26 protein-coding genes and 1 riboswitch are annotated in these 24,642 nt (G+C 64.8%); of the genes, 15 read left to right on the forward strand and 11 right to left on the reverse strand.

Translation table 11 applies throughout. From position 1 onward, the window contains the following. Window positions 1–23 precede the first annotated feature (23 nt). Genes trxA through BUQ73_RS01285 form a run of 3 tightly spaced genes read right to left on the reverse strand, consistent with a single transcriptional unit; the run spans window position 24 to window position 2,040 of the window. Complete coding sequence (gene trxA, locus BUQ73_RS01275; RefSeq protein WP_079226368.1) at window positions 24–896, reverse strand: thioredoxin; 873 nt, start codon at window positions 894–896, stop codon at window positions 24–26. Between the two features lie 31 nt (window positions 897–927). Further along, window positions 928–1,587 (reverse strand): class I SAM-dependent methyltransferase, encoded by a 660-nt coding sequence (locus tag BUQ73_RS01280; protein WP_079226369.1) that lies wholly within the window; start codon window positions 1,585–1,587, stop codon window positions 928–930. Then, window positions 1,588–2,040 carry a YbaY family lipoprotein gene (locus BUQ73_RS01285; RefSeq protein ID WP_079226370.1) on the reverse strand — a complete coding sequence of 151 codons (453 nt, stop codon included), beginning with the start codon at window positions 2,038–2,040 and terminating at the stop codon, window positions 1,588–1,590. It lies immediately after the preceding gene. Window positions 2,041–2,145: 105 nt separating this feature from the next. Between BUQ73_RS01285 and nrdR the strand changes: the two genes are divergently transcribed. The 12 genes from nrdR (at window position 2,146) to BUQ73_RS01345 (ending at window position 10,968) form a co-directional block, all read left to right on the forward strand. Then, window positions 2,146–2,610, forward strand: coding sequence for a transcriptional regulator NrdR (gene nrdR / locus BUQ73_RS01290; protein WP_003255402.1), 465 nt, complete (start codon window positions 2,146–2,148; stop codon window positions 2,608–2,610). A 2-nt stretch (window positions 2,611–2,612) separates the two neighbouring features. After that, complete coding sequence (gene ribD / locus BUQ73_RS01295; RefSeq protein ID WP_079226371.1) at window positions 2,613–3,743, forward strand: bifunctional diaminohydroxyphosphoribosylaminopyrimidine deaminase/5-amino-6-(5-phosphoribosylamino)uracil reductase RibD; 1,131 nt, start codon at window positions 2,613–2,615, stop codon at window positions 3,741–3,743. A gap of 42 nt (window positions 3,744–3,785) precedes the next feature. Further along, complete coding sequence (locus BUQ73_RS01300) at window positions 3,786–4,451, forward strand: riboflavin synthase (RefSeq protein WP_027594907.1); 666 nt, start codon at window positions 3,786–3,788, stop codon at window positions 4,449–4,451. 18 nt (window positions 4,452–4,469) lie between these two features. Beyond that, window positions 4,470–5,561, forward strand: a complete 1,092-nt coding sequence (ribBA, locus tag BUQ73_RS01305; RefSeq protein ID WP_027917815.1) for a bifunctional 3,4-dihydroxy-2-butanone-4-phosphate synthase/GTP cyclohydrolase II — start codon at window positions 4,470–4,472, stop codon at window positions 5,559–5,561. A gap of 91 nt (window positions 5,562–5,652) precedes the next feature. Beyond that, complete coding sequence (gene ribE / locus BUQ73_RS01310; protein WP_027917814.1) at window positions 5,653–6,129, forward strand: 6,7-dimethyl-8-ribityllumazine synthase; 477 nt, start codon at window positions 5,653–5,655, stop codon at window positions 6,127–6,129. Next, on the forward strand, window positions 6,126–6,626 hold the full coding sequence (nusB, locus tag BUQ73_RS01315) for a transcription antitermination factor NusB (protein WP_003255393.1): 501 nt from the start codon (window positions 6,126–6,128) through the stop codon (window positions 6,624–6,626). Before ribE ends, nusB begins: the two co-directional genes overlap by 4 nt. Before the next feature lie 18 nt (window positions 6,627–6,644). Next, window positions 6,645–7,613 (forward strand): thiamine-phosphate kinase, encoded by a 969-nt coding sequence (thiL, locus tag BUQ73_RS01320; protein WP_079226372.1) that lies wholly within the window; start codon window positions 6,645–6,647, stop codon window positions 7,611–7,613. Next, window positions 7,610–8,113 carry a phosphatidylglycerophosphatase A gene (locus tag BUQ73_RS01325; RefSeq protein ID WP_027917812.1) on the forward strand — a complete coding sequence of 168 codons (504 nt, stop codon included), beginning with the start codon at window positions 7,610–7,612 and terminating at the stop codon, window positions 8,111–8,113. The genes thiL and BUQ73_RS01325 overlap by 4 nt, the downstream gene beginning before the upstream one ends. A gap of 16 nt (window positions 8,114–8,129) precedes the next feature. Next, on the forward strand, window positions 8,130–8,873 hold the full coding sequence (locus BUQ73_RS01330; RefSeq protein WP_079226373.1) for a substrate-binding periplasmic protein: 744 nt from the start codon (window positions 8,130–8,132) through the stop codon (window positions 8,871–8,873). Between the two features lie 249 nt (window positions 8,874–9,122). Further along, complete coding sequence (ribA, locus tag BUQ73_RS01335; RefSeq protein WP_079226374.1) at window positions 9,123–9,740, forward strand: GTP cyclohydrolase II; 618 nt, start codon at window positions 9,123–9,125, stop codon at window positions 9,738–9,740. After that, window positions 9,737–10,156 carry a hypothetical protein gene (locus tag BUQ73_RS01340; RefSeq protein ID WP_027917809.1) on the forward strand — a complete coding sequence of 140 codons (420 nt, stop codon included), beginning with the start codon at window positions 9,737–9,739 and terminating at the stop codon, window positions 10,154–10,156. Before ribA ends, BUQ73_RS01340 begins: the two co-directional genes overlap by 4 nt. Beyond that, window positions 10,156–10,968 carry a cobalamin-binding protein gene (locus tag BUQ73_RS01345; RefSeq protein WP_079226375.1) on the forward strand — a complete coding sequence of 271 codons (813 nt, stop codon included), beginning with the start codon at window positions 10,156–10,158 and terminating at the stop codon, window positions 10,966–10,968. Before BUQ73_RS01340 ends, BUQ73_RS01345 begins: the two co-directional genes overlap by 1 nt. Here the strand turns inward: BUQ73_RS01345 and BUQ73_RS01350 are convergent. From BUQ73_RS01350 to ribB, 5 genes are all read right to left on the reverse strand, one after another. Continuing rightward, window positions 10,946–12,817: a TonB-dependent receptor domain-containing protein gene (locus BUQ73_RS01350; RefSeq protein ID WP_079226376.1), complete on the reverse strand. Its 1,872-nt coding sequence runs from the start codon at window positions 12,815–12,817 to the stop codon at window positions 10,946–10,948. The genes BUQ73_RS01345 and BUQ73_RS01350 overlap by 23 nt on opposite strands. A gap of 123 nt (window positions 12,818–12,940) precedes the next feature. After that, entirely contained in the window at window positions 12,941–14,836 is a 1,896-nt protein-coding gene (dxs, locus tag BUQ73_RS01355) for a 1-deoxy-D-xylulose-5-phosphate synthase (protein WP_079226377.1), read from the reverse strand. 177 nt (window positions 14,837–15,013) lie between these two features. Then, a complete protein-coding gene (gene ispA / locus BUQ73_RS01360) occupies window positions 15,014–15,901 on the reverse strand; it encodes a (2E,6E)-farnesyl diphosphate synthase (protein WP_079226378.1) in 888 nt (295 codons plus the stop codon). Continuing rightward, complete coding sequence (locus BUQ73_RS01365) at window positions 15,898–16,140, reverse strand: exodeoxyribonuclease VII small subunit (protein WP_027917804.1); 243 nt, start codon at window positions 16,138–16,140, stop codon at window positions 15,898–15,900. Before BUQ73_RS01365 ends, ispA begins: the two co-directional genes overlap by 4 nt. Window positions 16,141–16,412: 272 nt before the next feature. Further along, on the reverse strand, window positions 16,413–17,063 hold the full coding sequence (gene ribB / locus BUQ73_RS01370) for a 3,4-dihydroxy-2-butanone-4-phosphate synthase (protein WP_079226379.1): 651 nt from the start codon (window positions 17,061–17,063) through the stop codon (window positions 16,413–16,415). A gap of 80 nt (window positions 17,064–17,143) precedes the next feature. Continuing rightward, window positions 17,144–17,285, reverse strand: a riboswitch (FMN riboswitch). 92 nt (window positions 17,286–17,377) lie between these two features. On the opposite strand from ribB, the gene BUQ73_RS01375 reads away from it, so the two are divergent. Next, the gene (locus BUQ73_RS01375) at window positions 17,378–18,583 is read left to right on the forward strand and encodes an RtcB family protein (protein ID WP_079226380.1); all 1,206 of its coding nucleotides are present in this window, start codon (window positions 17,378–17,380) and stop codon (window positions 18,581–18,583) included. A gap of 29 nt (window positions 18,584–18,612) precedes the next feature. Here BUQ73_RS01375 and BUQ73_RS01380 read toward each other — a convergent pair whose 3' ends face one another. From BUQ73_RS01380 to BUQ73_RS01390, 3 genes are all read right to left on the reverse strand, one after another. After that, a complete protein-coding gene (locus tag BUQ73_RS01380) occupies window positions 18,613–19,503 on the reverse strand; it encodes an alpha/beta hydrolase (protein WP_079226381.1) in 891 nt (296 codons plus the stop codon). Between the two features lie 83 nt (window positions 19,504–19,586). After that, window positions 19,587–20,933, reverse strand: coding sequence for a sensor histidine kinase (locus tag BUQ73_RS01385; RefSeq protein WP_079226382.1), 1,347 nt, complete (start codon window positions 20,931–20,933; stop codon window positions 19,587–19,589). Next, window positions 20,933–21,625 (reverse strand): response regulator transcription factor, encoded by a 693-nt coding sequence (locus BUQ73_RS01390; RefSeq protein WP_079226383.1) that lies wholly within the window; start codon window positions 21,623–21,625, stop codon window positions 20,933–20,935. Before BUQ73_RS01390 ends, BUQ73_RS01385 begins: the two co-directional genes overlap by 1 nt. Before the next feature lie 193 nt (window positions 21,626–21,818). On the opposite strand from BUQ73_RS01390, the gene BUQ73_RS01395 reads away from it, so the two are divergent. Beyond that, window positions 21,819–23,996 (forward strand): TonB-dependent siderophore receptor, encoded by a 2,178-nt coding sequence (locus BUQ73_RS01395; protein ID WP_079226384.1) that lies wholly within the window; start codon window positions 21,819–21,821, stop codon window positions 23,994–23,996. 322 nt (window positions 23,997–24,318) lie between these two features. Next, the gene (locus tag BUQ73_RS01400; RefSeq protein WP_079226385.1) at window positions 24,319–24,561 is read left to right on the forward strand and encodes a hypothetical protein; all 243 of its coding nucleotides are present in this window, start codon (window positions 24,319–24,321) and stop codon (window positions 24,559–24,561) included. Window positions 24,562–24,642 lie beyond the last annotated feature (81 nt).

Consider the following 24,642-nt stretch of genomic DNA (forward strand, 5'->3'; position numbering starts at 1 on the left):
AAGCGGCCCCGGCATTCTCAGGCTCAGAACATGGCCGAAGACAGGCGACGGCGGTACACGCCAACCAACGGATGATCGCTGCCCAGCAGCTCGAACACCTGCAGCATCGCCTTCTGCGGCAATCCGTTTTCATACCCACGATTACGCTGGAACAGTTTCAGCAAACCGTCCAGCGCCGCCTCGTACTGCTGGCGCGCCAGTTGCTGGATGCTCAGCTGGTACGCCGCTTCGTCATCCTGTGGGTTCTGCGCCAGGCGGCTCTTCAGGTCGGCGACTTCCGGCAGGCTGGCGGCCTGGCGCAGGAAGGTCAGCTGAGCCTTGGCACCGGCCAGCGCGGCCTTGTGCTCGTCGGTCTTGACCGCGTCCAGCACCACCTGGGCTTCCCCCAGCTCACCACGCTCGGCCAGGCAGCGGGCATACAGGATCAATGCCTCGGCATTGCTGTTGTCTTCGCCCAGCAGTGCTTTGAGCGCAGCTTCGGCCTCGGCGAAACGGCTTTCGGCGAACAGCGCCTTGGCTTGCTCCAGCGGCGAAGCGGCCGGGGCGGCAGGCATCTGCACGTGCGGTTCGAGCATGGCGCGGATCGCCGACTCCGGCTGCGCACCGGCAAAGCCGTCGACCGGCTGGCCATCCTTGAACAGCACCACGGTCGGCAGGCTGCGGATACCGAACTGGGCCACCACTTGCTGCTCGACGTCGCAGTTGATCTTGGCCAGCAGCAGTTCGCCCTGGTAACCCTCGGCGATTTTCGCCAGCAGCGGCATCAGCGCCTTGCATGGCGCGCACCACTCGGCCCAGAAGTCCACCAGCACCGGCTTGTGGAAGGAGTTCTCGATCACCAGTTGCTGGAAGGTGGCATCTGTAGCGTCGAAAATGTAAGGCGTGTCTTGGGTCATCGCGACTCTCGCAAACTCGTGTATGGCACCACTATAAGGTGTCGCGGCTGGCGTGGTACAGGCTGACCCTGCGGAATTCGTGTGGCTCGGCCAGGTCTGGCAGGGTCAGCGCTTCGAGCACGCCCAACTGCTGGTACAGCGGGTGGCTGAAGTCGCGTACTCGCGAGTCGGCCACCAACGCCTGGCGGCCGCGACCGAGGAAGGCATCCAGCAGCGGCAGGTTGGCGCGGTCGTACAGCACATCGGCAACCAGGATCAGGTCGAAGCGGTCGTCTTCGGCAAAGAAGTCGCTGCTGTAGCTCAGCTCAACCCCGTTCAGCGCGGCATTGGCGCGGCAGGCATCGAGGGCCAGCGGGTCGAGGTCGCAGGCCACCACCTCCAAGGCGCCTGCGCGGGCAGCGGCAATCCCGGCGATGCCGGAGCCGGCGCCAAAGTCGAGCACACGCTTGCCAGCCACCCATTCCGGGCGCTCGGCCAGGTAACGCGCCATGGCCAGGCCGCTGGCCCAGCAGAAGCTCCAGTACGGCGGCTCTTCGAGAATGCGCCGGGTTTCTTCGCTGCTGAAGGCACGGTCCATGTTCTGATCATCGATCAGCCATAGCTTCAGCGCGCATTCGGGCAAATCGCTGACCACCAGGCGCGCTTCACCGATCAGTCCGCTGAGGGCCTGTTGCAGGGCAAGCGGCGCCACTTATGGCGCCTTCTCGAAACGCAGCGGGCCGGTGGCCTGGGTCTGGGCCTGGATGATGCGTACAGGGGGCAAGTGCATGATCAACTGGCCGGAGCTGCTGGCGCGGCCGCGCAGTTCCACGCGGGCACCGGCCGGGAAGGCTTCGGGGTTGAAACGCAGGTGATAGGGCAAGGCCTGGCCCGTGCCGGTCAGGGTGCTGCTGGCCAGCAGCTGTTGCGGGCGGTCGCGGTCGTCGATGACCAGCAGCGCCAGCTCTACGTCGGCGCCGGCGGGGATCTCCAGCAAGGTGCCGCTCAGTTCTCGTTGATAGGCTGGCAATGGGCCAAGCGGTTCGGCGTTTTTCGCTACCTTGGCCGATGCTGGCGCGGGGACTGCTTCGGTCTTGGGGCGGTCACTGCCGCAGGCGGCGAGCAGGGAAGCGCAGCACAGCACGACGAGCGCACGAAGATGCATGGGTGGGTCCTTCACGGGCAGAATTGTATGGATGTTAACCCCTTTGGCTTGTCTTGCCAGTGCAATGCGCTACCATGGCCCTCCCTTTTTTTGTTGCCTGCCACCATGCACTGTCCCTTTTGCGGTGCCAACGACACCAAGGTCATCGACTCGCGTCTGGTCGCCGAGGGCGAACAGGTGCGCCGCCGCCGTGAATGCGTCGCCTGCGGCGAGCGCTTCACCACCTTCGAAACCGCCGAGCTGGTGCTGCCCCGGTTGATCAAGCAAGACGGCACGCGCCAGCCCTTCGATGAAGAGAAGCTGCGGGCCGGCATGCAGCGTGCGCTGGAGAAGCGCCCGGTCAGCGTCGAGCGCCTGGAAGCGGCGCTGGCGCATATCAAGAGCCGACTGCGCGCCACCGGCGAGCGCGAGGTCAAGTCGCTGGTGGTGGGCGAAATGGTCATGGCCGAGCTGCGCAAGCTCGATGAAGTGGCCTACATCCGCTTCGCCTCGGTGTACCGGCGCTTCCAGGACCTCGACGAATTCCGCGAAGAAATCGACCGCCTGGCCCGCGAGCCGGCTAAAGAGTGAGCATGCCCAGCCAGACCGCGATCCTCGACGCCCATTACATGGCCCGCGCGCTGGAGCTGGCGCGCAAGGGCGTGTACACCACCCACCCCAACCCGCGTGTGGGTTGTGTGATCGTCCGCGATGGCGAAGTGGTCGGTGAAGGCTGGCACGTGCGTGCCGGTGAACCGCACGCCGAAGTGCATGCCTTGCGCCAGGCCGGCGAACGGGCCCGCGGCGCCTGCGCCTACGTCACCCTTGAGCCGTGCAGCCACCATGGCCGCACGCCGCCGTGCGCCGAGGCGCTGGTCAAGGCCGGTGTGGCCCGGGTGGTTGCCGCCATGCAGGACCCCAATCCGCAAGTCGCCGGTCAGGGCCTGCGGCGCCTGGCAGACGCCGGCATCATCGTGGCCAGCGGCGTGCTCGAAGCCGAGGCCCGCGCGCTCAACCCTGGCTTCCTCAAGCGCATGGAACACGGCCTGCCGTTCGTCCGCGCCAAGCTGGCGATGAGCCTGGACGGCCGCACCGCCATGGCCAGCGGTGAAAGCCAGTGGATCACCGGGCCCGCTGCCCGCTCGGCAGTGCAGCGCCTGCGCGCCCGTTCCAGCGTGGTGCTGACCAGTGCCGCCAGCGTGCTGGCCGACAACGCGCGGATGACCGTGCGTGGCGCCGAGCTGGGCCTGGACGCCGAAACCACCGCTCTGGCGCTCAGCCGCACGCCGTTGCGCGTGCTGATCGACGGCCGCCTGCGCCTGCCGCTGGATGCGCCGTTCTTCCAGGCCGGCCCGGTGCTGGTAGTTACTGCTGTCGCAGATGACCCGCGCTATGCCGCCGTCGGCCATGAGTTGCTCAGCCTGCCGGGCGACAATGGCCAGGTAGACCTGCCGGCATTGCTGCAGGCGCTGGCCGCCCGCGGCGTCAACGAAATCCTGCTGGAGGCTGGCGCCGGCCTGGTCGGCGCCTTCGCCCGCCAGGGCCTGATCGACGAGTACCAGCTGTTCGTCGCTGGCACTTTCCTCGGTTCCCAGGCCCGGCCGTTGCTGGACTGGCCGCTGGACAAGATGAGCCAGGCGCCACGGCTGAAAATCACCGAAATGCGTGCAGTGGGCGATGACTGGCGGGTCACGGCCATCCCTCTGCCGGCACCCGGCGTATAATGCCGGGCTTGCCCCGCGCAATCCGTTTCTGAGGAAGTCCCCATGTTCACCGGCATCATCGAATCCATCGGCACCATTCGCAGCATGACCCCCAAGGGCGGTGACGTGCGCGTATACGTCGAAACCGGCAAGCTCGACCTGGGTGACGTCAAGCTCGGCGACAGCATTGCCGTCAACGGCGTGTGCCTGACCGCCGTCGAGCTGCCGGGTAATGGTTTCTGGGCCGACGTCAGCGTCGAGACCCTCAAGCGCACCGCCTTCATCGACCTTAAAAGCGGTAGCAAGGTCAACCTGGAGAAAGCCCTGACCCCGACCACCCGTTTGGGCGGCCACCTGGTCAGCGGCCACGTCGACGGCGTCGGCGAAATCATCTCGCGCAGCGATAACGCCCGCGCCATCCAGTTCCGCGTGCGTGCACCCAAGGAGCTGGCCAAGTACATCGCCCACAAGGGTTCGATCACCGTCGACGGCACCAGCCTGACGGTCAACGAGGTCAATGGCGCCGAATTCGAGCTGACCATTGTCCCGCACACCCTGTCCGAAACCATCATGGCCGACTACCGCGCAGGGCGTCGGGTGAACCTTGAGGTCGACTTGCTGGCCCGTTACCTGGAGCGTCTGCTGCTGGGCGACAAGGCCGCCGAACCGAGCAAGGGCAGTGGCATTACCGAAAGCTTCCTGGCCGCCAACGGCTTCTTGAAATCCTGATTGAGAAGGGGGTGCCGAGTGGCGCTCAACAGCATCGAAGAACTGGTCGAAGACATCCGCCAGGGCAAAATGGTCATCCTCATGGATGACGAAGACCGCGAGAACGAAGGCGACATCATCATGGCCGCCGAGTGCTGCCTGCCTGAGCACATCAACTTCATGGCCAAGCACGCCCGCGGCCTGATCTGCATGCCGATGACCCGCGAGCGCTGCGAGACACTGAAGCTGCCGCTGATGGCACCGCGCAACGGCTCGGGCTTCGGCACCAAGTTCACCGTGTCGATCGAAGCCGCCGAAGGCGTCACCACCGGCATTTCCGCCGCCGACCGCGCCCGCACCGTGCAGGCTGCAGCAGCCAAGGACGCCAAGGCTGAAGACATCGTCAGCCCGGGCCACATCTTCCCGCTGATGGCCCAGCCTGGCGGCACCCTGGCCCGCGCCGGCCACACCGAAGCGGCCTGCGACCTGGCGCGCATGGCTGGCTTCGAGCCGAGCGGCGTGATCTGCGAAGTGATGAACGACGACGGCACCATGTCGCGCCGCGCCGAGCTGGAAGTGTTCGCCGCCGAGCATGGCCTGAAGATCGGCACCATCGCCGACCTGATCCACTACCGCATGATCCACGAGCGCACCGTGCAGCGCGTCTCCGAGCAGCCGATCGAGAGCGAACTGGGTGAGTTCAACCTGGTTACCTACCGCGACGCGGTGGAAGGTGACGTGCACATGGCCCTGACCCTGGGCAACATCTGCGCCGAAGAGCCGACCCTGGTGCGTGTGCACAACATGGACCCGCTGCGTGACTTGCTGCTGGTCAAGCAGCCTGGCCGCTGGAGCCTGCGCGCGGCCATGGCCGCCGTAGCCGAGGCTGGCAGTGGCGTGGTGTTGCTGCTGGGCCACCCGCTGGACGGCGACGTGCTGTTGGCGCATATCCGCGAAAGCGCGGGCGATGCACCGACCAAGGCGCCGACCACCTACAGCACCGTCGGTGCCGGTTCGCAGATCCTGCGCGACCTCGGTGTGCGCAAGATGCGCCTGATGAGTTCGCCGATGAAGTTCAATGCGATATCCGGATTCGATCTGGAAGTTGTAGAATACGTGCCCTCCGAGTGACTTGAGGCGGCATTGACGCCCTGAGCTCGAGTCCAGACCCCTGTCGAGGCCGCTTGTATGCGGCCTCGCTCTTGAAGATGAGAATATCGGAATGACCCTGAAGACCATCGAAGGTACCTTCATCGCCCCCAAAGGTCGCTATGCTTTGGTGGTTGGCCGCTTCAACAGCTTCGTCGTCGAAAGCCTGGTAAGCGGCGCCGTTGATACCCTGGTACGCCACGGTGTCAGCGAAAGCGACATCACCATCATCCGTGCCCCGGGTGCGTTCGAAATCCCGCTGGTGGCACAGAAAGTCGCCCAGCAGGGCGAATACGACGCGATCATCGCCCTGGGCGCAGTGATCCGTGGCGGTACCCCGCACTTTGAATACGTGGCGGGCGAATGCACCAAGGGCCTGGCCCAGGTGTCCATGGAGTTCGGCGTACCGGTGGCCTTCGGCGTTCTGACCGTCGACTCCATCGAGCAAGCCATCGAGCGCTCCGGCACCAAGGCTGGCAACAAAGGCGGTGAAGCTGCCCTGTCCGCTCTGGAAATGGTCAGCCTGCTGGCGCAGTTGGAGGCCAAGTGATTAGCGACGAAAGCGATCGTTTCAACCCGCGCGATCCAAAACCTGCGGATGCCGGCAAGCCATCGAAGAGCGCCAAGCGCCGCGAAGCCCGCAAGCTCGCGACCCAGGCCCTGTATCAGTGGCACATGGCCCAGCATTCGCTGAACGAGATCGAAGCGCAGTTCCGGGTCGATAACGATTTCACCGATGTCGACGGTGCCTATTTCCGCGAGATCCTCCACGGGGTCCCGGCGATCAAGGGCGAAATCGACAAGGCGCTGGTGCCTTGCATGACCATCGCACTGGAAGAGCTCGACCCGGTCGAGCTGGCGGTGCTGCGCCTGTCCACCTGGGAACTGATCAAGCGCGTCGACGTACCGTACCGCGTGGTGATCAACGAAGGCGTGGAACTGGCCAAGGTCTTCGGTGCCACCGACGGCCACAAGTTCGTCAACGGCGTGCTGGACAAGCTCGCTCCGGCCCTGCGTGAAGCAGAAGTCAAGGCGAACAAGCGCTGATCCTGGCGCTGCCGGCCCATGGGTGAGTTCGAGCTGATCAACCATTACTTCGCCGCCGCGCCCTGTGCGCAGGGCGGCGAGGGCGTGGTGCTGGGCATCGGCGACGATTGCGCCCTGCTCGACCTTCCCCCCGGTGAACAACTGGCGGTGTCGACCGACACCCTGGTCGCCGGGGTGCATTTCCCCGCTGTCTGCGATCCGCTGCTGCTTGGCCAGCGCTCGTTGGCCGTGGCGGCCAGTGACCTGGCGGCCATGGGCGCGACGGCGATCGGCTTCACCCTCGCCCTGACCCTGCCTGATGTTGGCCCCGACTGGCTGGCGGCCTATGCCGACGGCCTCAGCCGCATGGCCCAGCGTTGCCGCATGAGCCTGATTGGTGGCGACACCACCCGTGGCCCGCTGAGCATTACCGTCACCGTGTTCGGCCGCGTGCCGGCTGGCCAGGCGTTGCGCCGCAGCGGCGCGCGGCCGGGCGACCTGCTGTGCGTCGGCGGTTCGCTGGGCAAGGCGGCAGGGGCGTTGCCGCTGGTACTGGGCGAGCGCGAGGCACCGGCCGAGCTGGCCGGGCCACTGCTCGACCACTACTGGTCGCCGATGCCTCAGCTCGACCTTGGTCAGCGGCTGCGCGGCCGGGCCACGGCGGCGTTGGACATTTCCGATGGCCTGCTCGCCGACTGTGGGCATATCGCCAAGGCATCCGGGGTCGCACTCGAGGTGAACCTGGCGCAGGTGCCAGTGTCTCCTGCTCTGGAGGCCTTCCTTGGGCACGATGCGGCCCGGCTGGCAGCGCTGACCGGCGGCGACGACTACGTATTGGCATTTACCCTGCCGCCTGCGGCGCTCGCTCCGTTGACCGACCTCGGTTTCGCCGAGGTGCACGTTATCGGGCGCGTGCTCGAAGGCCAGGGCGTGACCCTGCGCGACCCGCAGGGCCAGGACATCACCCCGCTTCAACGGGGCTATCAACACTTTAGGGAGACACCGTGACCGACCACCCCAACCAGGTGCCTGCGGAGTTCGTTCCGCCATCGGTCTGGCGCAACCCGTGGCACTTCATCGCTTTCGGCTTCGGCTCTGGCACCCTGCCCAAGGCCCCCGGCACCTGGGGTTCGATGGTAGCGATCCCGTTCATCCCGCTGTGGCAGATGCTGCCCGACTGGGGTTACTGGCTGTTGCTGGGCGTGATGATGCTGTTCGGCTTCTGGCTGTGCGGGAAAGTCGCTAACGACTTGCGCGTTCACGACCATGAGGGCATTGTCTGGGATGAGATGGTCGGCATGTGGATCACCCTGTGGCTGGTGCCGGAAGGGTGGCAGTGGATCCTCGCCGGGTTCCTCATGTTCCGCTTCTTCGACATCCTCAAACCATGGCCGATCCGCTGGATCGACCGCCATGTTCATGGTGGTGTCGGGATCATGCTCGACGATATCCTGGCCGGTGTGTTCGCCTGGCTGGGCATGCAGATTCTGGTGTGGGCGGTAGGCTGAGGCAGGGAGCGTTTCGATGGCCATGAGGACTGTGCTGCTGGCAATGATGCTGAGCCTTGCCCCCTGGGTAATGGCGGCTGATGCGCTACCGAAGCAGATTCACCTGGTCAGCGAAGAGTGGATCGACTACACCAATGCCGATGGCAGTGGCGTGGCCTGGGATGTGCTGCGCAAGGTGTTCGAGCCTGCCGGTGTCAAAGTGCTGACCCAGAGTGCGCCTTACAGCCGCGCGGTTGGCCTGGTCAAGCGTGGCGAGGCTGATGCCTGGGTCGGGTCGTACAAGGACGAAAACGACGACAACCTCTATCCGCGCTGGCATTTCGACATGGACCACATCTATGCCTTGGGGCTGGCCACCACTCCGGTGCCGACCTTGGCCACCGTCGGCCAGTACCGCCTGGCCTGGGTGCGCGGCTATGACTACAGCAGTTACCTGCCCAACGCGCACAACTTCCGCGAGATCCAGCGCCGTGAAGGGATCTTGCCGATGCTCGAGCATGAACGGGTGGACTTCTACATCGATGCACAGACCGAAGTCGATTATGTGCTCGGGCAGACCTCGCAGCCGGAGCGTTTTCGCAGCACCCATGTGGCCGAACTGCCGTTGTACCTGGCGTTTTCCAAGAACGAGCACGCCAATGCTCTGCGCGACTTGTTCGACAAACGCATGGCCGAACTGGTGCGTAGCGGCGAGTTGAAACCGATCTTCGAGCACTGGAAGCAGCCCTATCCCTTCACCCCGGACAGCAAGCCGCAGTAACCCGTGCAATTGCCCGATGCCTGCGAGATCCCTGTGGCAGCGGGTTTACCCGCGGAGCAGGCGACGTGGTGGGTTGCCGGTGATCGCGGGTAAACCCGCTCCCACAGGCGTTGCGCGGGGCACAAAGCCAGGTCCTGCTAAGCATCGAACTTTTCGATCTTAAGCTACGGTATTCAACGAGCGCACACGCGGCAACCTGCTGATACAATCGGCTCACGAGAAATTACCTACTTAATCCAGGAGCACAACGTGCCCGTCGTCTTTGTTGCCGCCTCGAAACTCCCGACTCCCTTTGCGATCTTCACCATGCATGGCTTTCTCGACGAAGCCACTGGCCGTGAGCACGTGGTGCTCAGCCTGGGTGATTTCGCCGACGGCGAGCCGGTGTTGGGGCGTCTGCACTCCGAGTGCCTGACCGGCGATGCCCTGTTCAGCCAGCGCTGCGACTGCGGTTCGCAGCTGGAAGCCGCGCTGCAGGCAATCGCCCGCGAAGGCCGTGGCGTGCTGCTGTACCTGCGTCAGGAAGGCCGTGGCATCGGCCTTTTGAACAAGATCCGCGCCTATGAGCTGCAAGATGGCGGTGCTGACACCGTCGAGGCCAACGAGCGCCTGGGCTTTGCCGCCGACCAGCGCGACTACGCCATGTGCCTGCCGATGCTCGAGCACCTGGGCGTGAAGTCGCTGCGTCTGATGACCAACAACCCACGCAAGGTCAAGGCGCTGACCGACATGAACATCAAGGTCGCCGAGCGCGTGCCGCTGCACACCGGGCATAACCCGCACAACCGTTACTACCTGGCCACCAAGGCCGGCAAACTTGGCCACATGCTGGGTAACGAACACCAGGGCGAGGTGCCCCAGGCGTGACCCGCGGCGAGGTCAAGCGGCGCCTGGCGCTGGCCTGGTGGCAGTACCTGGCGGTCGGCCTGGTGCCGCTGCCGGTCATGGCCTGGGCCTTCGGTGGTGGCGATGCGCTGATCCCGGTGCTGGCGATGCCGCTGTTCATCGCCGGTGCCGCGACCATGTTCCTCAGCCTGCCGCGCTTCGGCGCCTACAAGCGGGCGCTGATCGCCACCTCGAAGGTGCTGGGCACCCCTGAAGAGCCTGCAGCCTGGATAACCTTGGCGCGGGTGCGGCGCATGGCCATGCTGTTCGCCTGCTTCCCGGCCTGGGTCGCTGCGCTGTCGGTGCTGGTCGGGCTCGAAGCGGTGCCGCAGTTCCTCCTTGCGCTGTCCACCGTGGTGGTGCTTTACCTCTACCGCATTCCGCGTCAGCTGGGCTGATGCGCGTCCTGCTTTGCCTGTTGGCACTGCTGGCCCTGACCGCAAGGGCCGGCGAACCCTTGCGTGTGGTCAGCCTTGCGCCGTCGATGAGCGAAATCATGCTCGAACTGCACGCCGATGACCTGCTGGTGGGCGTGCTCGATGGCGGCGAGCGACCGCAGGCACTGCAGCGGCTGCCTTCGGTCGGGCGCCAGGGCCAGCTGGACATGGAAACTCTGCTCAGCCTCAAGCCCGACCTGCTGCTGCTCTGGCCTGGCAGCGTGGCACCGGCCCAGCGCGACCAGCTCAGGCGTCTGGGTATCGCCACGTACAGCGCCGAACCTCACAACCTTGACCAGTTGCTCGAACAGATCGAGGCCATCGCCGTGCGTGTCGGGCGGGGCGAGCAAGGCCGGCCCTATGTACAGGGCCTGCGCGTGCGCCTGCAGCACTTGCGCCAGCAGTATCGGCGCGAGCAGCCGCTGCGGGTGTTCTACCAGGTCTGGGACCGGCCGCTGTACACCTTGGGTGGGCAACAGGTGGTCAGCGATGCCCTGGTGGTGTGCGGGGCGCGCAATGTCTTTGCCGACCTGAGCCAGCCGGCACCACAGGTGAATGTCGAGTCGGTGCTGATGCGTGACCCGCAGGTGATTCTGGCGGGTGACCAGGTGCAGCTGGCGAGCTGGAAGGCCTGGCCGCGGCTGAGCGCGGTGGCGGGGGAGGGCCTGTTGGTGGTGCCAGACAAGGGCCTGGAGCGGCCCAGCGGGCAGATGATCGAGGCCACCGCCCGCCTGTGCGCGCTGCTGGCGGCTAGAGTGCCGGCGTCCAGGTGACGCTGAACAACGCGGTGCGGCCTTCTTCGCGGTAGCCGTAGCTGGCCCCGTCGAAGCTGTAGAGTGCCCGGCTGTAGTCCTTGTCCAGCAGGTTATCCAGCTTCACTTCCAGCTTCAGGTCCTCAGTAGCCATCCAACCGGCACGCAGGCCCAGCAGGCCGTAGCCGCCAAGTCGATTGCGGTTGGCCTCGTCGTCGTAGCTGGCGCTCACGGCCTGCCAGCTGGCGCCCACAGTGAGCCGATCGAACTGACGATCCAGGTCCAGGCTCAGCGTGCGCCGGGCTCGGCGGGCGAGGGTGTGGCCACTGTCGCGGTCACGCGGGTCGATCAGCGCAAGGCCAAGTTGGCTGCGCCATTCGCCCCATTGCTGATCCAGTGCCATTTCCAAGCCATTGATACGCGCCGCAGCCACGTTCTGTGGGATCGAGTCCTGGCCGAAAATGATCGCATCGCGCAGGTCGGTACGGTACAGCGAGGTTTCCAGGCGGCTGTCGTGGGTGAGCTGGCTGCGCCACTGCACTTCATAGCTCTTCGAGCGCTCGGGCTTGAGGTCCGGGTTGCTGAACTGCGGGTAGTACAGGTCGTTGAACGTCGGGGCACGGAACCCTTCGCTGTAGGACAGCAGCACATCGTTCTGGGCATTCAACGGTACGGTGAGGCTGCCGCTCCAGGTAGTCTGGCCGCCGAACTGCTGGTTCTGGTCGCGGCGTACGCCCACCTCGGTGGAAAAACGTTCTCCGCTGTATCGGTGCTGGATAAACGCAGCACGGTTCCAGCGGCTGTCCTCGGTGAAGTCGGTGCTACCGTGCACACGGTCTTCGTACCAGTCGCCTCCCAGCAGCAGGTTATGCCGTTCGGCCAGGGCCAGGTCGTTCTGCCAGGTGACCTGATCGCGGTAGGTGTTGAACACGAAACGCTCGTCGCTGAGCTTGTCGCGCTTGTCGTCACGGTTTTCGCTGTGGCCAAGCTCCAGGCGCGAATGCCACAGGTCGTTGAGCTGCGCATCGAAGTAGCTGCCCAGGCTGCTGACGCTGAAGTCGGTGTAGGGCTTTTGCCCGAAGCTCTGGAAGGTGACCGGGTCGAAACGGCCGAACGGGTTGTCGTATTCGCTGCGGCCGCGGCTGTCGAGCAGGTTCAGGCCGGCTTCAAAGCGCTCGCCGAAAGTGTGGCTCAGGCTGAGGTTGAGCGACTTGTTACGGTAGGCGTCGTGGTCGCCGTCACTGGCGAACGATGGCCCGGTAGAGTCGATGCCCGCGGTTTCATCAAGGCTGGCGCCGAGGTTGAAACGGGTGGCGTCGTCACCGCCGGATAGCCCCAGGCTACGCTGGAATGTCTGGTTGCTGCCCGCCGCCAGGCGCAGGCGTGGTTGCAGGCCGGGGCCGCTGCTGCGGCGGGTGAAGATCTGGATCACCCCGCCGATGGCGTCACTGCCGTACACCGCCGAGCGCGAGCCGCGCAGCACTTCGACGCGTTCGATCTGGTCGACATCCAGAAATTGCAGGCCGCTGTCGCCGGAGGTGGCGTTGGCGATGCGCACGCCATCGACCAGCACCAGGCTCTGGGCGGCCTTGGTGCCACGGATGAAGATGCCTGGCAGGCTGCCACGGCCACCGGTGGGCGCGACTTGCACGCCGGGCACACGGGTGAGCAGGTCGGTGACGCTGCCAGGTTGCAGGCGGTCGATATCGGCGCGGGTGAAGACGGTGTTGGCGGCGCTGGTGGTGGCCCGCGACTCGACCTGGCGGTTGGCGCTGATCAGGATGTCGGGGAGCTTGAGGGCGTCGTCGCGTTCGGCGGCCAGCAACGGAATGGGGAGGCAGAGCAGGGTGGCAAAGGTTGAGGTTTTCATTGGCTGTTCCATTTTGCGAGGGCTGCGCCCTCGATCGCGACGCAAGGCCGCTCCTACAGGATTGCGCGATCCTGTGTAGGAGCGGCCTTGTGTCGCGAAAGGGCCGCAAAGCGGCCCCAAAATCTACAGCCCAAGCTTGGCCATGCGGGCCTTCACCGAGGTTTCGATGCCGGCAGCATCCAGCCCGCACTCGGCCAGCATCTGCGCCGGTTTGGCATGCTCGACATAAATATCTGGCAGGCCCAGGTGCAGCAGCGGCTTGACCACGCCTTCGTTGGCAAGGAACTCGCCTACGGCAGCCCCTGCGCCACCCATGATGCTGTTCTCTTCAATGGTCACCAGCAACTCATGGCTGGCAGCCAGTTCCAGCACCAGGGCCTCGTCCAGCGGCTTGACGAAGCGCATGTCGACCACGGTGGCGTTGATCTGCTCGGCAACCTGCAGGGCCTCGGCCAACTGCACGCCAAACACCAGCAGGGCAACTTTTTCGCCCTGGCGGCGAACCACGCCCTTGCCGATTTCCAACGGTTCGAGGTCACCGCTGATCGGTGCGTTCGGGCCGGTACCACGTGGGTAGCGCACAGCCGCCGGGCCGTTAAACAGGTGGCCGGTACTGAGCATCTTGCGCAGCTCGTTCTCGTCGCTCGGGGTCATTACCAGCATGCCCGGGATGCAGCGCAGGTACGACAGGTCGTAGCTGCCAGCGTGAGTCGGGCCGTCTTCGCCCACCAGGCCGGCACGGTCGATGGCGAACAGCACATCAAGGTTCTGCACAGCCACGTCATGAATCAGCTGGTCGTAGGCGCGCTGCAGGAAGGTGGAGTAGATCGCCACCACCGGCTTGCTGCCTTCGCAGGCCATGCCGGCGGCGAGGGTGACCGCGTGCTGCTCGGCGATCGCCACGTCGAAATAACGCTGCGGGTAACGCTCGCTGAAGGCGACCAGGTCGGAGCCTTCCTTCATCGCCGGGGTGATGCCCACCAGGCGGTTGTCGGCGGCAGCCATGTCGCACAGCCACTGGCCGAACACAGCGGAATACTTCGGCCCGCTGACCTTCTTCGGCGCAGCCGGCTTGTCGGCAGGTTCGAGCTTGGTGATGGCGTGGTAGCCGATCGGGTCGATCTCCGCCGGGGCGAAGCCCTTGCCCTTCTTGGTCACCACGTGCAGGAACTGCGGGCCCTTGAGGTCACGCATGTTGCGCAGGGTGGCGATCATGGTTGGCAGGTCGTGGCCGTCGATCGGGCCGATGTAGTTCCAGCCCAGCTCTTCGAACAGCGTGCCTGGCACCAGCATGCCCTTGGCATATTCCTCGGTGCGACGGGCGATTTCCCAGGCACCGGGCAGGCGCGACAGCACCTTCTTGCTGCCTTCGCGCATGCTCGCGTAGGTGCGGCTGGAGAGGATCTTGGCCAGGTAGTTGGACAAGCCGCCGACATTGCGCGAAATCGACATGTCGTTGTCGTTGAGGATCACCAGCATGTCGGCGTTGACTTCCTGGGCGTGGTTCAACGCTTCGAAGGCCATGCCAGCAGTGAGGGCGCCATCGCCGATCACGGCGATCGACTTGCGTGCACTGTTCTGCAGGCGGGCGGCAATGGCCATGCCCAGCGCTGCGCTGATCGAGGTGCTCGAGTGGCCGACGCCGAAGGTGTCGTATTCGCTCTCGCTGCGGCGCGGGAAGGCGGCGATGCCGTCCTTCTGGCGCAGGCTGAGCATGCGGTTGCGGCGCCCGGTGAGGATCTTGTGCGGGTAGGCCTGGTGGCCGACGTCCCACACCAGCCGGTCATCCGGGGTGTCGAAGACGTAGTGCAGGGCGATCGTCAGCTCGATGACGCCTAGGCCGGCGCCGAAATGCCCACCGGTCTGACCAACGGTGTAGAGCAACTCCTGGCGCAATTCGTCGGCCAGGGTCTCCAGGTCGGCTTCGGCCAACCGGCGCAAGCCGGCAGGCGTGTCAGCGCGGTCGAGCAACGGCGTGACCGGGCGTTCGCGGGGGATCTCTTGAAACGTCGTGGGCATCAGGCGAGTCGTTATAGGTGTGTGAAGACGCGGCAGTTTACCCCATTGTGGGAAAAGTGCCCATTCGACCACGGGTTTCGCGGACCCTGTGGGAGCGGGTTTACCCGCGAATGCAATGTTGGACTTACCACCGCATTCGCGGGTAAACCCGCTCCTGCAGGGGATTGGGGTCAATCCTTAATGACGGCGCTCGACGATATAGCGCGCCAACGCCCGCAGCGGCTCGGCGGATTCACCAAAACCTTGCAGGGCGAACAGCGCCTGGTCGCGCAGTTCGATTGCGTAGGCCTTGGCGGCTTCCAGCCCCAGCAGCGCCGGGTAGGTCGGTTTGTCACGGGCGATGTCGGCGCCCTGGCGCTTGCCCAGGGTGGCGGTGTCGCTTTCCACGTCGAGGATATCGTCCTGCACCTGGAATGCCAGGCCGATGGCCTGTGCATAAGTCTGCAGGTCATCCAGCTGCGCCTGCTCGGCGCGGGCACTGGCCAGGGCGCCGAGGCGCACGCTGGCTTCGATCAGGGCGCCGGTCTTGTGCCGGTGCATGAATTCCAGAGCCTGCTGGTCTAGCTTCAGGCCGACCGAGCCAAGGTCGATGGCCTGGCCGCCGACCATGCCCGCAGGGCCTGCGGCCTTGGCCAGGGCCTGGACCATGGCCAGGCGGGTGCTGTCGGCCTGCGGGCTCAGGCGCGGGTCGAGCAGGGCGCTGAAAGCCAGGCTCTGCAAGCCATCACCGGCGAGAATCGCGCAGGCCTCGTCGAAGGCTTTGTGGGTGGTTGGCTGGCCACGGCGCAAGTCGTCATCGTCCATGGCCGGCAGGTCGTCATGGACCAGCGAATAGGCGTGGATCAGCTCTACCGCACAGGCGGCGCCGTTGGCTTGTTCGGCGGGCGCGCCAAGGGCTTCGCAGGCGGCATAGGCGAGCAACGGGCGCACGCGTTTGCCGCCATTCATCACGCTGTAGCGCATGGCCGCATAAAGGCGTTCCAGCTCTTTGGTCGGGGCGATGAACAGCGGTTCGAGGGCGGCGTCGACGCGGGCCTGGCAGCTGGCCTGGTAAACAGTGATCATGCTTCTGGCTCCGCATCGAACGGCTGCGCGGTGAGTTCGCCGTCACGTTCCAGCAGAATCTGTACTTTCTGTTCGGCCTGGGCCAACGCCCCCTGGCAATCGCGGGTCAGGGCGATGCCTTGCTCGAACGCGGCCAGCGAGTCTTCCAGCGACAGTTCGCCGTTCTCCAGGCGCTCGACCAGGGCTTGCAGGTCGGCGAGGGATTGTTCGAAATCGATGGAGGCTTTTTTGCGGGCCATGGCGACAGTCTCGGTGGCGGGTCAGAACCGCGCGACGTTAGCAGAGCGGGGCGGGGGGAGCAAACTTCAGGCTACCCGATCATTAGATGCGGACATTTGTAGGAGTGGCCTTGCCGGGGCGCCGGACCGGTCGGAAAGGGCCGCAACGCGGCCCCGGCAATTTCGGCTGTGAAGCTGAAACCCTGGGGCCGCTTCGCAGCCCTTTCCGACCGGTCCGGCGCCCCGGCGAGGCCGCTCCTACAGGTCCGTGCCCACGGGCCCCGTGCGGTCTGTCAGGCCGGCTCTGCTTCCAGCTCGACCATGGCCTCACGGCACCGCGCCAGCTCCTCGATGGTCAGCACCGGCAGGTTGTACTGCCGCGCATACACCGCCACCTGCTCGCCCCGCGCCATGCTGCCATCGGGGTTCATCAGCTCGCACAGCACCGCTGCCGGGCGCAAGCCGGCCAGGCGTGCCAGGTCCACCGAGCCTTCGGTGTGGCCACGACGGGTCAGCACGCCACCATCACGCGCACGCAGCGGGAACACATGGCCCGGGCTGACGATATGGCGCTGCTCGGCGGTCGAACGCAGCGCCGCTTCGATGGTGGTGATGCGATCCTGCGCGGAAACGCCGGTGCTCACGCCCTCGGCCGCTTCGATGGTGACGGTGAAGCCCGTGCCGTGGCGGGCCTGGTTGTTCTGCACCATCGGTGCCAACTGCAGGGCATCGACAGTGGCCTCGTCCAGGCACAGGCAGACAATGCCGCTGCAGTCGCGGATCATCATGGCCATGGTCTGCAGCGACAGGTTCTCGGCGGCGGCCACGATATCGGCTTCGTCCTCGCGGTCGTCATCGTCGAGCAACAGCACAGGGCGCCCGGCCTGGAAGGCGGCGACGGCGGCAGATACGTTGGGGAATTGTTTTTGCAGCAAAGGGGACATGAAACGCTCCTCGTGAATGATCGATGAACGTCTCGGGGCGAACAAAATGCGCGCGCAGGGGCGCCCGAATGGCCCCTGCCTGACGCCTTCTTTCATCCGGACTATGACCGTCGGCTCTGGAGTCGCACCAGATCTGCTGACCCCCGGCATGGCCGGGGCGCTCGCGGGCTCATCTTTCGATTTACCGCCGGTGGGGACTTGCACCCCGCCCTGAAGACCGGCCAAGCATACAGCACTGGGCCACCTTGCTGGCAACCCGCACATCTACGACCTTCGGCGGTATCCTGCAGGCATGGCTCAACAGGAACAGCTCAATGGACATTCTTCAGGTCGCCGGCGGCAAGCCGGTCAAACTGTGGACCGACGGTGTGCCGGTCGAGGACGACGCCCGCCGGCAACTGCTGAACACGGCGAAGATGCCGTTCATCTTCAAGCACCTGGCGGTGATGCCGGATGTGCACCTGGGCAAGGGCTCGACCATTGGCAGCGTGATTCCCACGGTCGGCGCGATCATTCCTGCGGCGGTGGGTGTGGACATCGGCTGCGGCATGATCGCCGCGCGTACCTCACTGCAGGCGCGTGACCTGCCAGACAACCTGCATGGCCTGCGCAGCGCCATCGAGCAGGCTGTGCCCCACGGCAAGACCTTTGGCAAGCGCGACCAGGGGGCCTGGGACAATGTGCCGGGTTCGGCAGAAAAAGCCTGGGGCCAGCTCGCCGGGCGCTTCAAGGCCATTACCGACAAGTACCCGCGCCTGGAAAAGACCAACAACCGCCACCACCTTGGCACCCTGGGCGGCGGCAACCACTTCATCGAGGTGTGCCTGGACGAGGCCGACCGGGTCTGGTTCATGCTGCACAGTGGCTCGCGTGGTGTGGGCAATGCCATTGGCAATCTGTTCATCGAACTGGCCCAGGCCGACATGCGTCAGCACCTGGCCAACCTGCCGGACAAGGACCTGGCCTATTTCGAGGAGGGCAGCCGCCATTTCGCCTACTATGTCGAGGCGGTGGAGTGGGCGCAGGACTTTGCCCGCTGCAACCGCGAGCTGATGATGCAGGCGGTGGTCGCGGCTGCCCGCAAGGCGCTGGGCAGAGCCTTCGAGGCAAGCCTGGAGGCGGTCAACTGCCACCACAACTATGTGCAACGTGAGCAGCACTTTGGCCGCGAGGTACTGGTGACGCGCAAGGGCGCGGTGTCGGCGCAGAAGGGGCAGTTGGGCATCATTCCCGGGTCCATGGGCGCCAGAAGCTTCATCGTGCGGGGGTTGGGTAACGAGGAGTCGTTCTGCTCCTGCAGCCATGGCGCGGGCAGGGTGATGAGCCGGACCAAGGCCAAGAGCCGCTTCACCGTGGAAGATCAGAGGCGGGCCACGGCGCATGTGGAGTGCCGCAAGGACAAGGACGTGATCGACGAGATTCCCATGGCGTACAAGGACATTGATGCCGTGATGCGGGCGCAACAGGAGTTGGTGGAAGTGGTGCACACTCTGCGGCAGGTGGTTTGTGTGAAAGGTTGACCTGTACTGGCCTCTTCGCGGGTACGGGTTTACCGAGAAAGGTCTTCTATCACTTTATTCAGTGAGGCCGGCAACATCGGCCCATGTCCCAGCCCTTCGAAGCGGTCAAAGCGCACCCGCAGCCCTTGCACCCTGGAAAGATCAGCCGCCAGCTCCCGCGCCGGCCGCTCCACATCGCCCTTCACCGGCATACGCGGATTCGCCGGCTCTTCACTCCCGCGCATCAGCAACAGCCGCGGCCGGCTGTCACTCAGGCGCTGTTGCAACCCCTGCGCCTCACGCACGATCGCCCCATCGTTCCACCACAGTGATGGGCTGGCCGCCGCATAGTCGCTGAACGCCCCTGGCCGGGTGAACAGCGCATGCAGCACCGCCAAACCGCCATAGGAATGCCCCCACAGCGTCTGCCGCTGCAGGTCGATCGGCGCCACGCCCGCCACCAGCGGCCGCATCTTCAGGGTCAGCAGATCAAGAAACGCATCCACCCCACCGCTGGGTTCGCCCGTGAGTGGATCGCGCTGCTCGGCCTGCCCAGGCAACGCCGGGGTGTAGTCGAAGGTACGCCCTGCGCGCTCGATACGCTGCTCGGTCTGGTACCCCACGGCCACCAGCAACGGCGCCTGGCCGGCGGCGAGCTTGCTCAGTTGCTGGCCATCAAGCGCGCCAATTGCCGCATTGCCGTCGAGCATCCACAGCACCGGATAACCGGCGGCAGGCGCCGGGCGATCCGGCTTGCCGATCCACAGACGGTAGTGGCGCAGGCCATCCGCCGAGTCCAAATCGAGGTGACTGAAACGGTAGGCCAGGTCCTGGCGCTGTAGCAACGATGTATCCATCTTCTGCTCACGCTCTGGCTGTGCCACGGCAACTGGGGCGGCCAGCGCCAGGGCCAGCACCAGGGACAGGGTCATCTTGCTCATCAGGTGTCTCGTCAGGGCGTTGCGAGAATCGCAAGGCTTGAAAGCCCCAGATGATAATCAGTGCTGTTTGGCCGTAAAGCGCATTAACTTTCTAAACATTCCTGGCCGATCGGCAGCATCACGTGCAGGCACAAGCCAGGGTGGCCATTGCTGGCCCACAGCCGGCCGCCTTGCAATTCGATGGCGCGGCGGGCAATGGCCAGCCCGAGGCCAAAGCCTGCGCCGCTGCCGGGCAGGCGTTGGTAGGGTTGGAAGATGCGCTCGAGGTCAGCTTGCGGTACGCCGGGCCCTTGGTCGCTCAGGCGCAGGTGCCAGCAGGCGCCGTCACGCCAGCCATCGAGGCTGACCCGGCCGTCGTCAGGTGAATGGCGGATGGCGTTGCGCATCAGGTTTTCAAGCGCCTGGGCCAGGCTGTCCAGGTGGGCCTGCACCCGGCAATCGGTGCCCAGCGAGCAGGGCAGGCGTGATTGCTCCCAGCCACTTTCGAAGCAGATGTCTTGGCACAGCGCTTCCCACACGGACAGCATCAGCACTGGTTCAGTGGGCAGTTGCGGCTGCTCGGTGTCCATCCAGGCGAGGTCCAGGGTGTCCTCGAGCAGCTTCTGCATGTCGTTGACTTCGCGTCCCAGGCGCTCACGCAGTTGCGCCGGCGGCAACTCGCTGTCGTGGGCGATGCGCAGCCGCGCCAGGGGTGTGCGCAATTCGTGGGACAGCGTGCGCAGCAGCAAGCGTTGTTGCTCCAGGCTTTGCCGCAAGCGCCCGGCCATGTGCTCGAAGGCCTGTGCCAGCTCGCCCAGCTCATCGCGGCGCTCCTGCAGGGGCAGCCCCGGGCTGTCCAGGTCGTCCGCGCGCAGGGCATCGGCGCGGTCGCGCAGGCGGTTGAGCGGCACCACCAGCTGCCGGTAGATGGCCAGGCCCAGCAGCAGGGCGAGCAGCGTGGGTGCGACGCCGTGGGTGATGACATGGGTCCAGGGCGTGAGCCCGGTAGGCAGCAAGCGCTCGGGCAACTGCATCACCAGGCGACCGTTTTCGGGGTGCTGCGGAAACTCGATGCTGACGTAGGGCAGTTCATCCTGCAGGCGCCGGCTCATGGGCCAGTCGAGCTTGCGCATGAAGGTCAGGTGGCTGGCCTCTTCGGCGTCCAGGGCCGTGGTGCCGAGGCTTTGCAGGTGCGGCCCGAGTAATACCACCCAGGTGTCTTCGGCATGTTCGAGCTTGCGGCGGAAGGCCTCGGCCCCCGAAGCGCCTGCTTGCTGCCAGGCCTGTTCGGCCTGCTGCGCATAGCGGGCGAGATAGTCCTGGTCGGCCTGGGAAAGAAAATAGGTACTGCGCTCCACCGACAGTCCCCAGGTCCAGATCAGCCAGGTCAGCAGCAGGCAGAAGCTGACCTGCAATGCTGCCAGTTTCCACAGCAAGGGATGCCGGCGCATCAGGCGTGTTCCGTGTCGACCAGGATGTAGCCCTGACCGCGTACAGCCTGGATCTGCAGGTGCTGGGCAGCGATATCGGCCAGTTTGCGGCGCAGGTTGCACACGTGCACATCGAGGCCGCGGTCCAGGCGGGTGTAGGCCCGGTGCAGCACGGTCTGGTAGAGGAACGGCTTGCTCAGGGCCTCGCCAGGGTGGGCATTCAACGTGGCCAGCAAGCGGAATTCAGATGCGGTCAGGCCGGCCGCTTTGCCATGGTGCAGCACATCCTGCAGGTACTGGTCGAAGACCAGCGGGCCGGGCTCGCTGTGCGGGAGCGGTTCGCGGCCGAAGGCCACGCGTCGCAACAGGGCATCCACCCGTGCGTCCAGCTCAGCGAGGCTGAATGGCTTGGGCAGGTAATCGTCCGCACCCCGGGTAAAGCCGCTGATACGGTCTTGCTCGGCGCCAAGCGCCGACATCAGCATCACGGGCACGGCATGCTGGCGGCGCAGTTCGTCGAGCAGGCTCAGGCCGTCGATGCCCGGTAGCATGATGTCCAGCAGCACCATGTCGAAACGGCTGTGCTGCACGGCATTCAACGCCTGGGTGCCGGTAGCGCAGGCGTTGACCAGGAAACCGCGGTTGAGAAAGTGGCGCTGCAGGTCCTCACGCAGACGTGCATCATCTTCGGCGAGGAGGAGTGAGGTGGGCATCGGTGGTCTTTAATGAGAATCCGTATCAGTTAGCCATCATCCCACTGTGGACGGGGGAAGGGCAATCGCCCCGTGTCGGCCGCATGTGTTAAGAAGGTTAATCCTGCTGCACCCCGGTTTTTCGTCCGGTATCGTTCGCAAAAAGCAACTTGTTTCGTTTGCGATTAAATATCATTTGGGCGAAGGGTTTGTCATGAGCGGTTTTAAAGGTGTGGGGAGCCCGCGGCGGGTTCGGGGATGGCTGGTGCTGGGGCTGCTGGCGCCTTTTTCGTTGTCGGCACTGGCTGAAACGGTGGCAGACCAGGCTGCTGAGGGCGACACATCGCTCGACCTGCCGGCCCTGACCATCGAAGGTAACCGCCTCTACGACATGCTGCCCTCGGAACAGACCGGTGGTTACAGCGTCGATGCCGCTACCGTGGGTACCAAGACCCCGGCGGCACTCAAGGACATCCCGCAATCGATCACCGTGTATACCCAGGACTACTTCAAGGACCGCCAGTTCGTGCATCTGGACGACTTGGCCAAGTACACGGCAGGCCTGCGTACCCTGACCAACGACAGCGGTCGTTCGTCTATCTACGCTCGTGGCTATGAGTACAGCGAGTTCAACATCGACGGCCTGCCGGCACCCATGGCCAGTATCTTTGGCACCGTGCCGTCGCTGGCCGCCTTCGACCGGGTCGAGATCATGCGCGGCCCGGCCGGCCTGTTCAGCAGCACCAGCGAGTTGGGCGGCATCGTCAACATGGTGCGCAAACGCCCGACCGCCGAATTCCAGGGCCATGTCGAAGGCAGCTATGGCACCTGGGACACCAACCACGAAGAAATCGACCTGAGTGGGCCGCTGGATGATGCCGGCCGGGTACGCGGGCGTTTCATCACCTCGCGCGATGACACCAATGGCGAAGTCGACTACAACGCCAACACCAGCAATAGCTACTACGGCGCGCTGGACATCGACCTGGACGACGACACTCAGCTGTCGTTCGGCCTGATCCACGAGGTGAAGAACATCACCCCGCACAACGGTTACCCGGCCACGTTGTCTGGTGAGGTGCCCGACTTCAGCCACTCGCGTTTCCTCGGCGCCGACTGGAACTACTTCGACGGCAAGACCACCGACCTGGTCGCCGAGCTGACCCACCGCTTCGACAACGGTGGCTATGGTCGCGTTGCCGCGCGCGGTTCGCACCGCGATACCAACTACCTGTATGCCTTCACCGCGACCAATGCCACTACCGGGGCCAACTCCGAGCGCGCCAGCGCCCGCGACTTCACCCAGGACACCTACTCGCTGGACGCCAGCTACAGCCAGCCGTTCGAAACCTTCGGCCAGGTCAGCGAATTCGTGGTCGGCACCGACTACAAGAACTACGACACCGAGTACCTCAACGGCACCACCAACCTGGGCAGCATCAACGTCAACACCTACACGCCGACGCGTTTCGCCAAGCCGTCACCGAACTACAGCACCGAGACCGGCATGCAGGAAGAGGAATACGGCCTTTACTCCAAGGTCACCTTCCGCCCGGTCGAGCGCCTGGCGCTGATTGCCGGTGGCCGCTTCAGCTGGTATCGCGGTGACTTCTACACCACCACCCTGAGCAGTGGCTCGACGGTCGACGACAACAAGCGCGTCGATGGCCGCTTCACGCCTTATGGCGGCCTGGTCTACGACCTGACCGAAAACCACGCGCTGTACGCCAGTTATTCGCAGGTGTTCAAGCCGCAGTCGGACACCGACGGCAATGGCCGGGTGCTCAAGCCGCGCCAAGGTGAACAATATGAATTCGGCCTGAAAAGCAGCTACTTCGGTGGCGACCTGAACACCCGTTTCTCGGTGTTCCGCCTGACCGACAAGAACCGCGCCAGTACCGAATACGATGCCGATGGCGTGGACACCGGCTTCTCGGTCGCCTCCGGCAAGACCCGGGTCAAGGGCGCCGAAGTGGAAGTCAGCGGCAAGCTGACGCCGAACTGGGAGCTGCTGGCGGGGTACACCTGGATGGAAACCGAAACCGTCGAGGGTGACGCCGAAACCACTTTCTTCATCATGCCGCGCAACCAGGCGTCGCTGTGGAGCAAATACACCATCAGCCAAGGCCCGCTGACCGGGTTGGCCATTGGTGGCGGTGTGTCGGCGATGAGCAACTTCTACTCCGAGAACGGCGGGGTGCGTATCGATGCGCCGGGCTATGCCACCGTGGACGCCATGCTGTCGTACCCGGTGACCTCGAAGCTGACGGCGACCTTCAACGTCAACAACCTGTTCGACCGCGATTACCTGTCGCGGGTGGGGTCGACCTCGACATTCAACTTCTATGGGCCATCGCGAAGCATGATGGTCGGGGCGCGGTATGACTTCTAAGTTCAGAAAATTCCCGTTGTTTGTAGTCCATTTCTGAATTAGCTTCCTAGCGCCCTTGGGCCATTGCGGTGGTGTTTCTGGCGGCATAGTGTGGCCCGGTCGTTGCCAAATCAGCGACCGGGCCTGCAAGCCCGTACAGACGCTCAGTACCGCTTTCCGAGTTGTTGCATGCTGGCAACTTCGGTTAATGGTGGCTGCGTGCGGGAGGTCTTCGGATCTGCCGGTTCTCGTCTGTCCGGTCTTGCAGACCCGCGCGTAGCCGCCACCCATCAAATGCAAGTGATGTCGTGGTGGTCCCTTCTTATACAGACGAGATTACACCATGCTTAAAATTGTCCCCGATCCACCCCACGATATTCATTCCCTCGAAGACACCCTGATCCAGGCCACCGACTACGCCCTATGCGCGTCGACCGTGGTGCATCAGGCGTTGCTGCTGCAGCCCAAGTCACCGGCGTCGATCCTGATGATGGCCTCGATGCATGAGATGGAGGCGCTACGGGTTTTGCTCGAAGCCGCGTTGATCCAGGTGCAGATGCCTACTGGGCCTAGGACGCTGCATTGAGGCTTGAGTGATGTGTTTTCTGGGCCGGCCAATCGCGGATAAATCCGCTCCTACAGGTTGAGTGGTTCTTGTAGGAGCGGA

This window comes from Pseudomonas putida, assembly GCF_002025705.1.
Lineage (GTDB): Bacteria > Pseudomonadota > Gammaproteobacteria > Pseudomonadales > Pseudomonadaceae > Aquipseudomonas > Aquipseudomonas putida_J.

Excerpts from the sequence above, each read along its gene's own strand:
- trxA (WP_079226368.1), bottom strand. The coding sequence starts at position 896 with ATGACCCAAGACACGCCTTACATTTTCGACGCTACAGATGCCACCTTC.
- BUQ73_RS01285 (WP_079226370.1), bottom strand. The coding sequence starts at position 2,040 with ATGCATCTTCGTGCGCTCGTCGTGCTGTGCTGCGCTTCCCTGCTCGCC.
- nrdR (WP_003255402.1), top strand. The coding sequence starts at position 2,146 with ATGCACTGTCCCTTTTGCGGTGCCAACGACACCAAGGTCATCGACTCG.
- ribD (WP_079226371.1), top strand. The coding sequence starts at position 2,613 with ATGCCCAGCCAGACCGCGATCCTCGACGCCCATTACATGGCCCGCGCG.
- BUQ73_RS01300 (WP_027594907.1), top strand. The coding sequence starts at position 3,786 with ATGTTCACCGGCATCATCGAATCCATCGGCACCATTCGCAGCATGACC.
- ribE (WP_027917814.1), top strand. The coding sequence starts at position 5,653 with ATGACCCTGAAGACCATCGAAGGTACCTTCATCGCCCCCAAAGGTCGC.
- thiL (WP_079226372.1), top strand. The coding sequence starts at position 6,645 with ATGGGTGAGTTCGAGCTGATCAACCATTACTTCGCCGCCGCGCCCTGT.
- BUQ73_RS01330 (WP_079226373.1), top strand. The coding sequence starts at position 8,130 with ATGGCCATGAGGACTGTGCTGCTGGCAATGATGCTGAGCCTTGCCCCC.
- BUQ73_RS01345 (WP_079226375.1), top strand. The coding sequence starts at position 10,156 with ATGCGCGTCCTGCTTTGCCTGTTGGCACTGCTGGCCCTGACCGCAAGG.
- BUQ73_RS01350 (WP_079226376.1), bottom strand. The coding sequence starts at position 12,817 with ATGAAAACCTCAACCTTTGCCACCCTGCTCTGCCTCCCCATTCCGTTG.
- dxs (WP_079226377.1), bottom strand. The coding sequence starts at position 14,836 with ATGCCCACGACGTTTCAAGAGATCCCCCGCGAACGCCCGGTCACGCCG.
- ispA (WP_079226378.1), bottom strand. The coding sequence starts at position 15,901 with ATGATCACTGTTTACCAGGCCAGCTGCCAGGCCCGCGTCGACGCCGCC.
- BUQ73_RS01365 (WP_027917804.1), bottom strand. The coding sequence starts at position 16,140 with ATGGCCCGCAAAAAAGCCTCCATCGATTTCGAACAATCCCTCGCCGAC.
- ribB (WP_079226379.1), bottom strand. The coding sequence starts at position 17,063 with ATGTCCCCTTTGCTGCAAAAACAATTCCCCAACGTATCTGCCGCCGTC.
- BUQ73_RS01375 (WP_079226380.1), top strand. The coding sequence starts at position 17,378 with ATGGACATTCTTCAGGTCGCCGGCGGCAAGCCGGTCAAACTGTGGACC.
- BUQ73_RS01380 (WP_079226381.1), bottom strand. The coding sequence starts at position 19,503 with ATGAGCAAGATGACCCTGTCCCTGGTGCTGGCCCTGGCGCTGGCCGCC.
- BUQ73_RS01385 (WP_079226382.1), bottom strand. The coding sequence starts at position 20,933 with ATGCGCCGGCATCCCTTGCTGTGGAAACTGGCAGCATTGCAGGTCAGC.
- BUQ73_RS01390 (WP_079226383.1), bottom strand. The coding sequence starts at position 21,625 with ATGCCCACCTCACTCCTCCTCGCCGAAGATGATGCACGTCTGCGTGAG.
- BUQ73_RS01395 (WP_079226384.1), top strand. The coding sequence starts at position 21,819 with ATGAGCGGTTTTAAAGGTGTGGGGAGCCCGCGGCGGGTTCGGGGATGG.
- BUQ73_RS01400 (WP_079226385.1), top strand. The coding sequence starts at position 24,319 with ATGCTTAAAATTGTCCCCGATCCACCCCACGATATTCATTCCCTCGAA.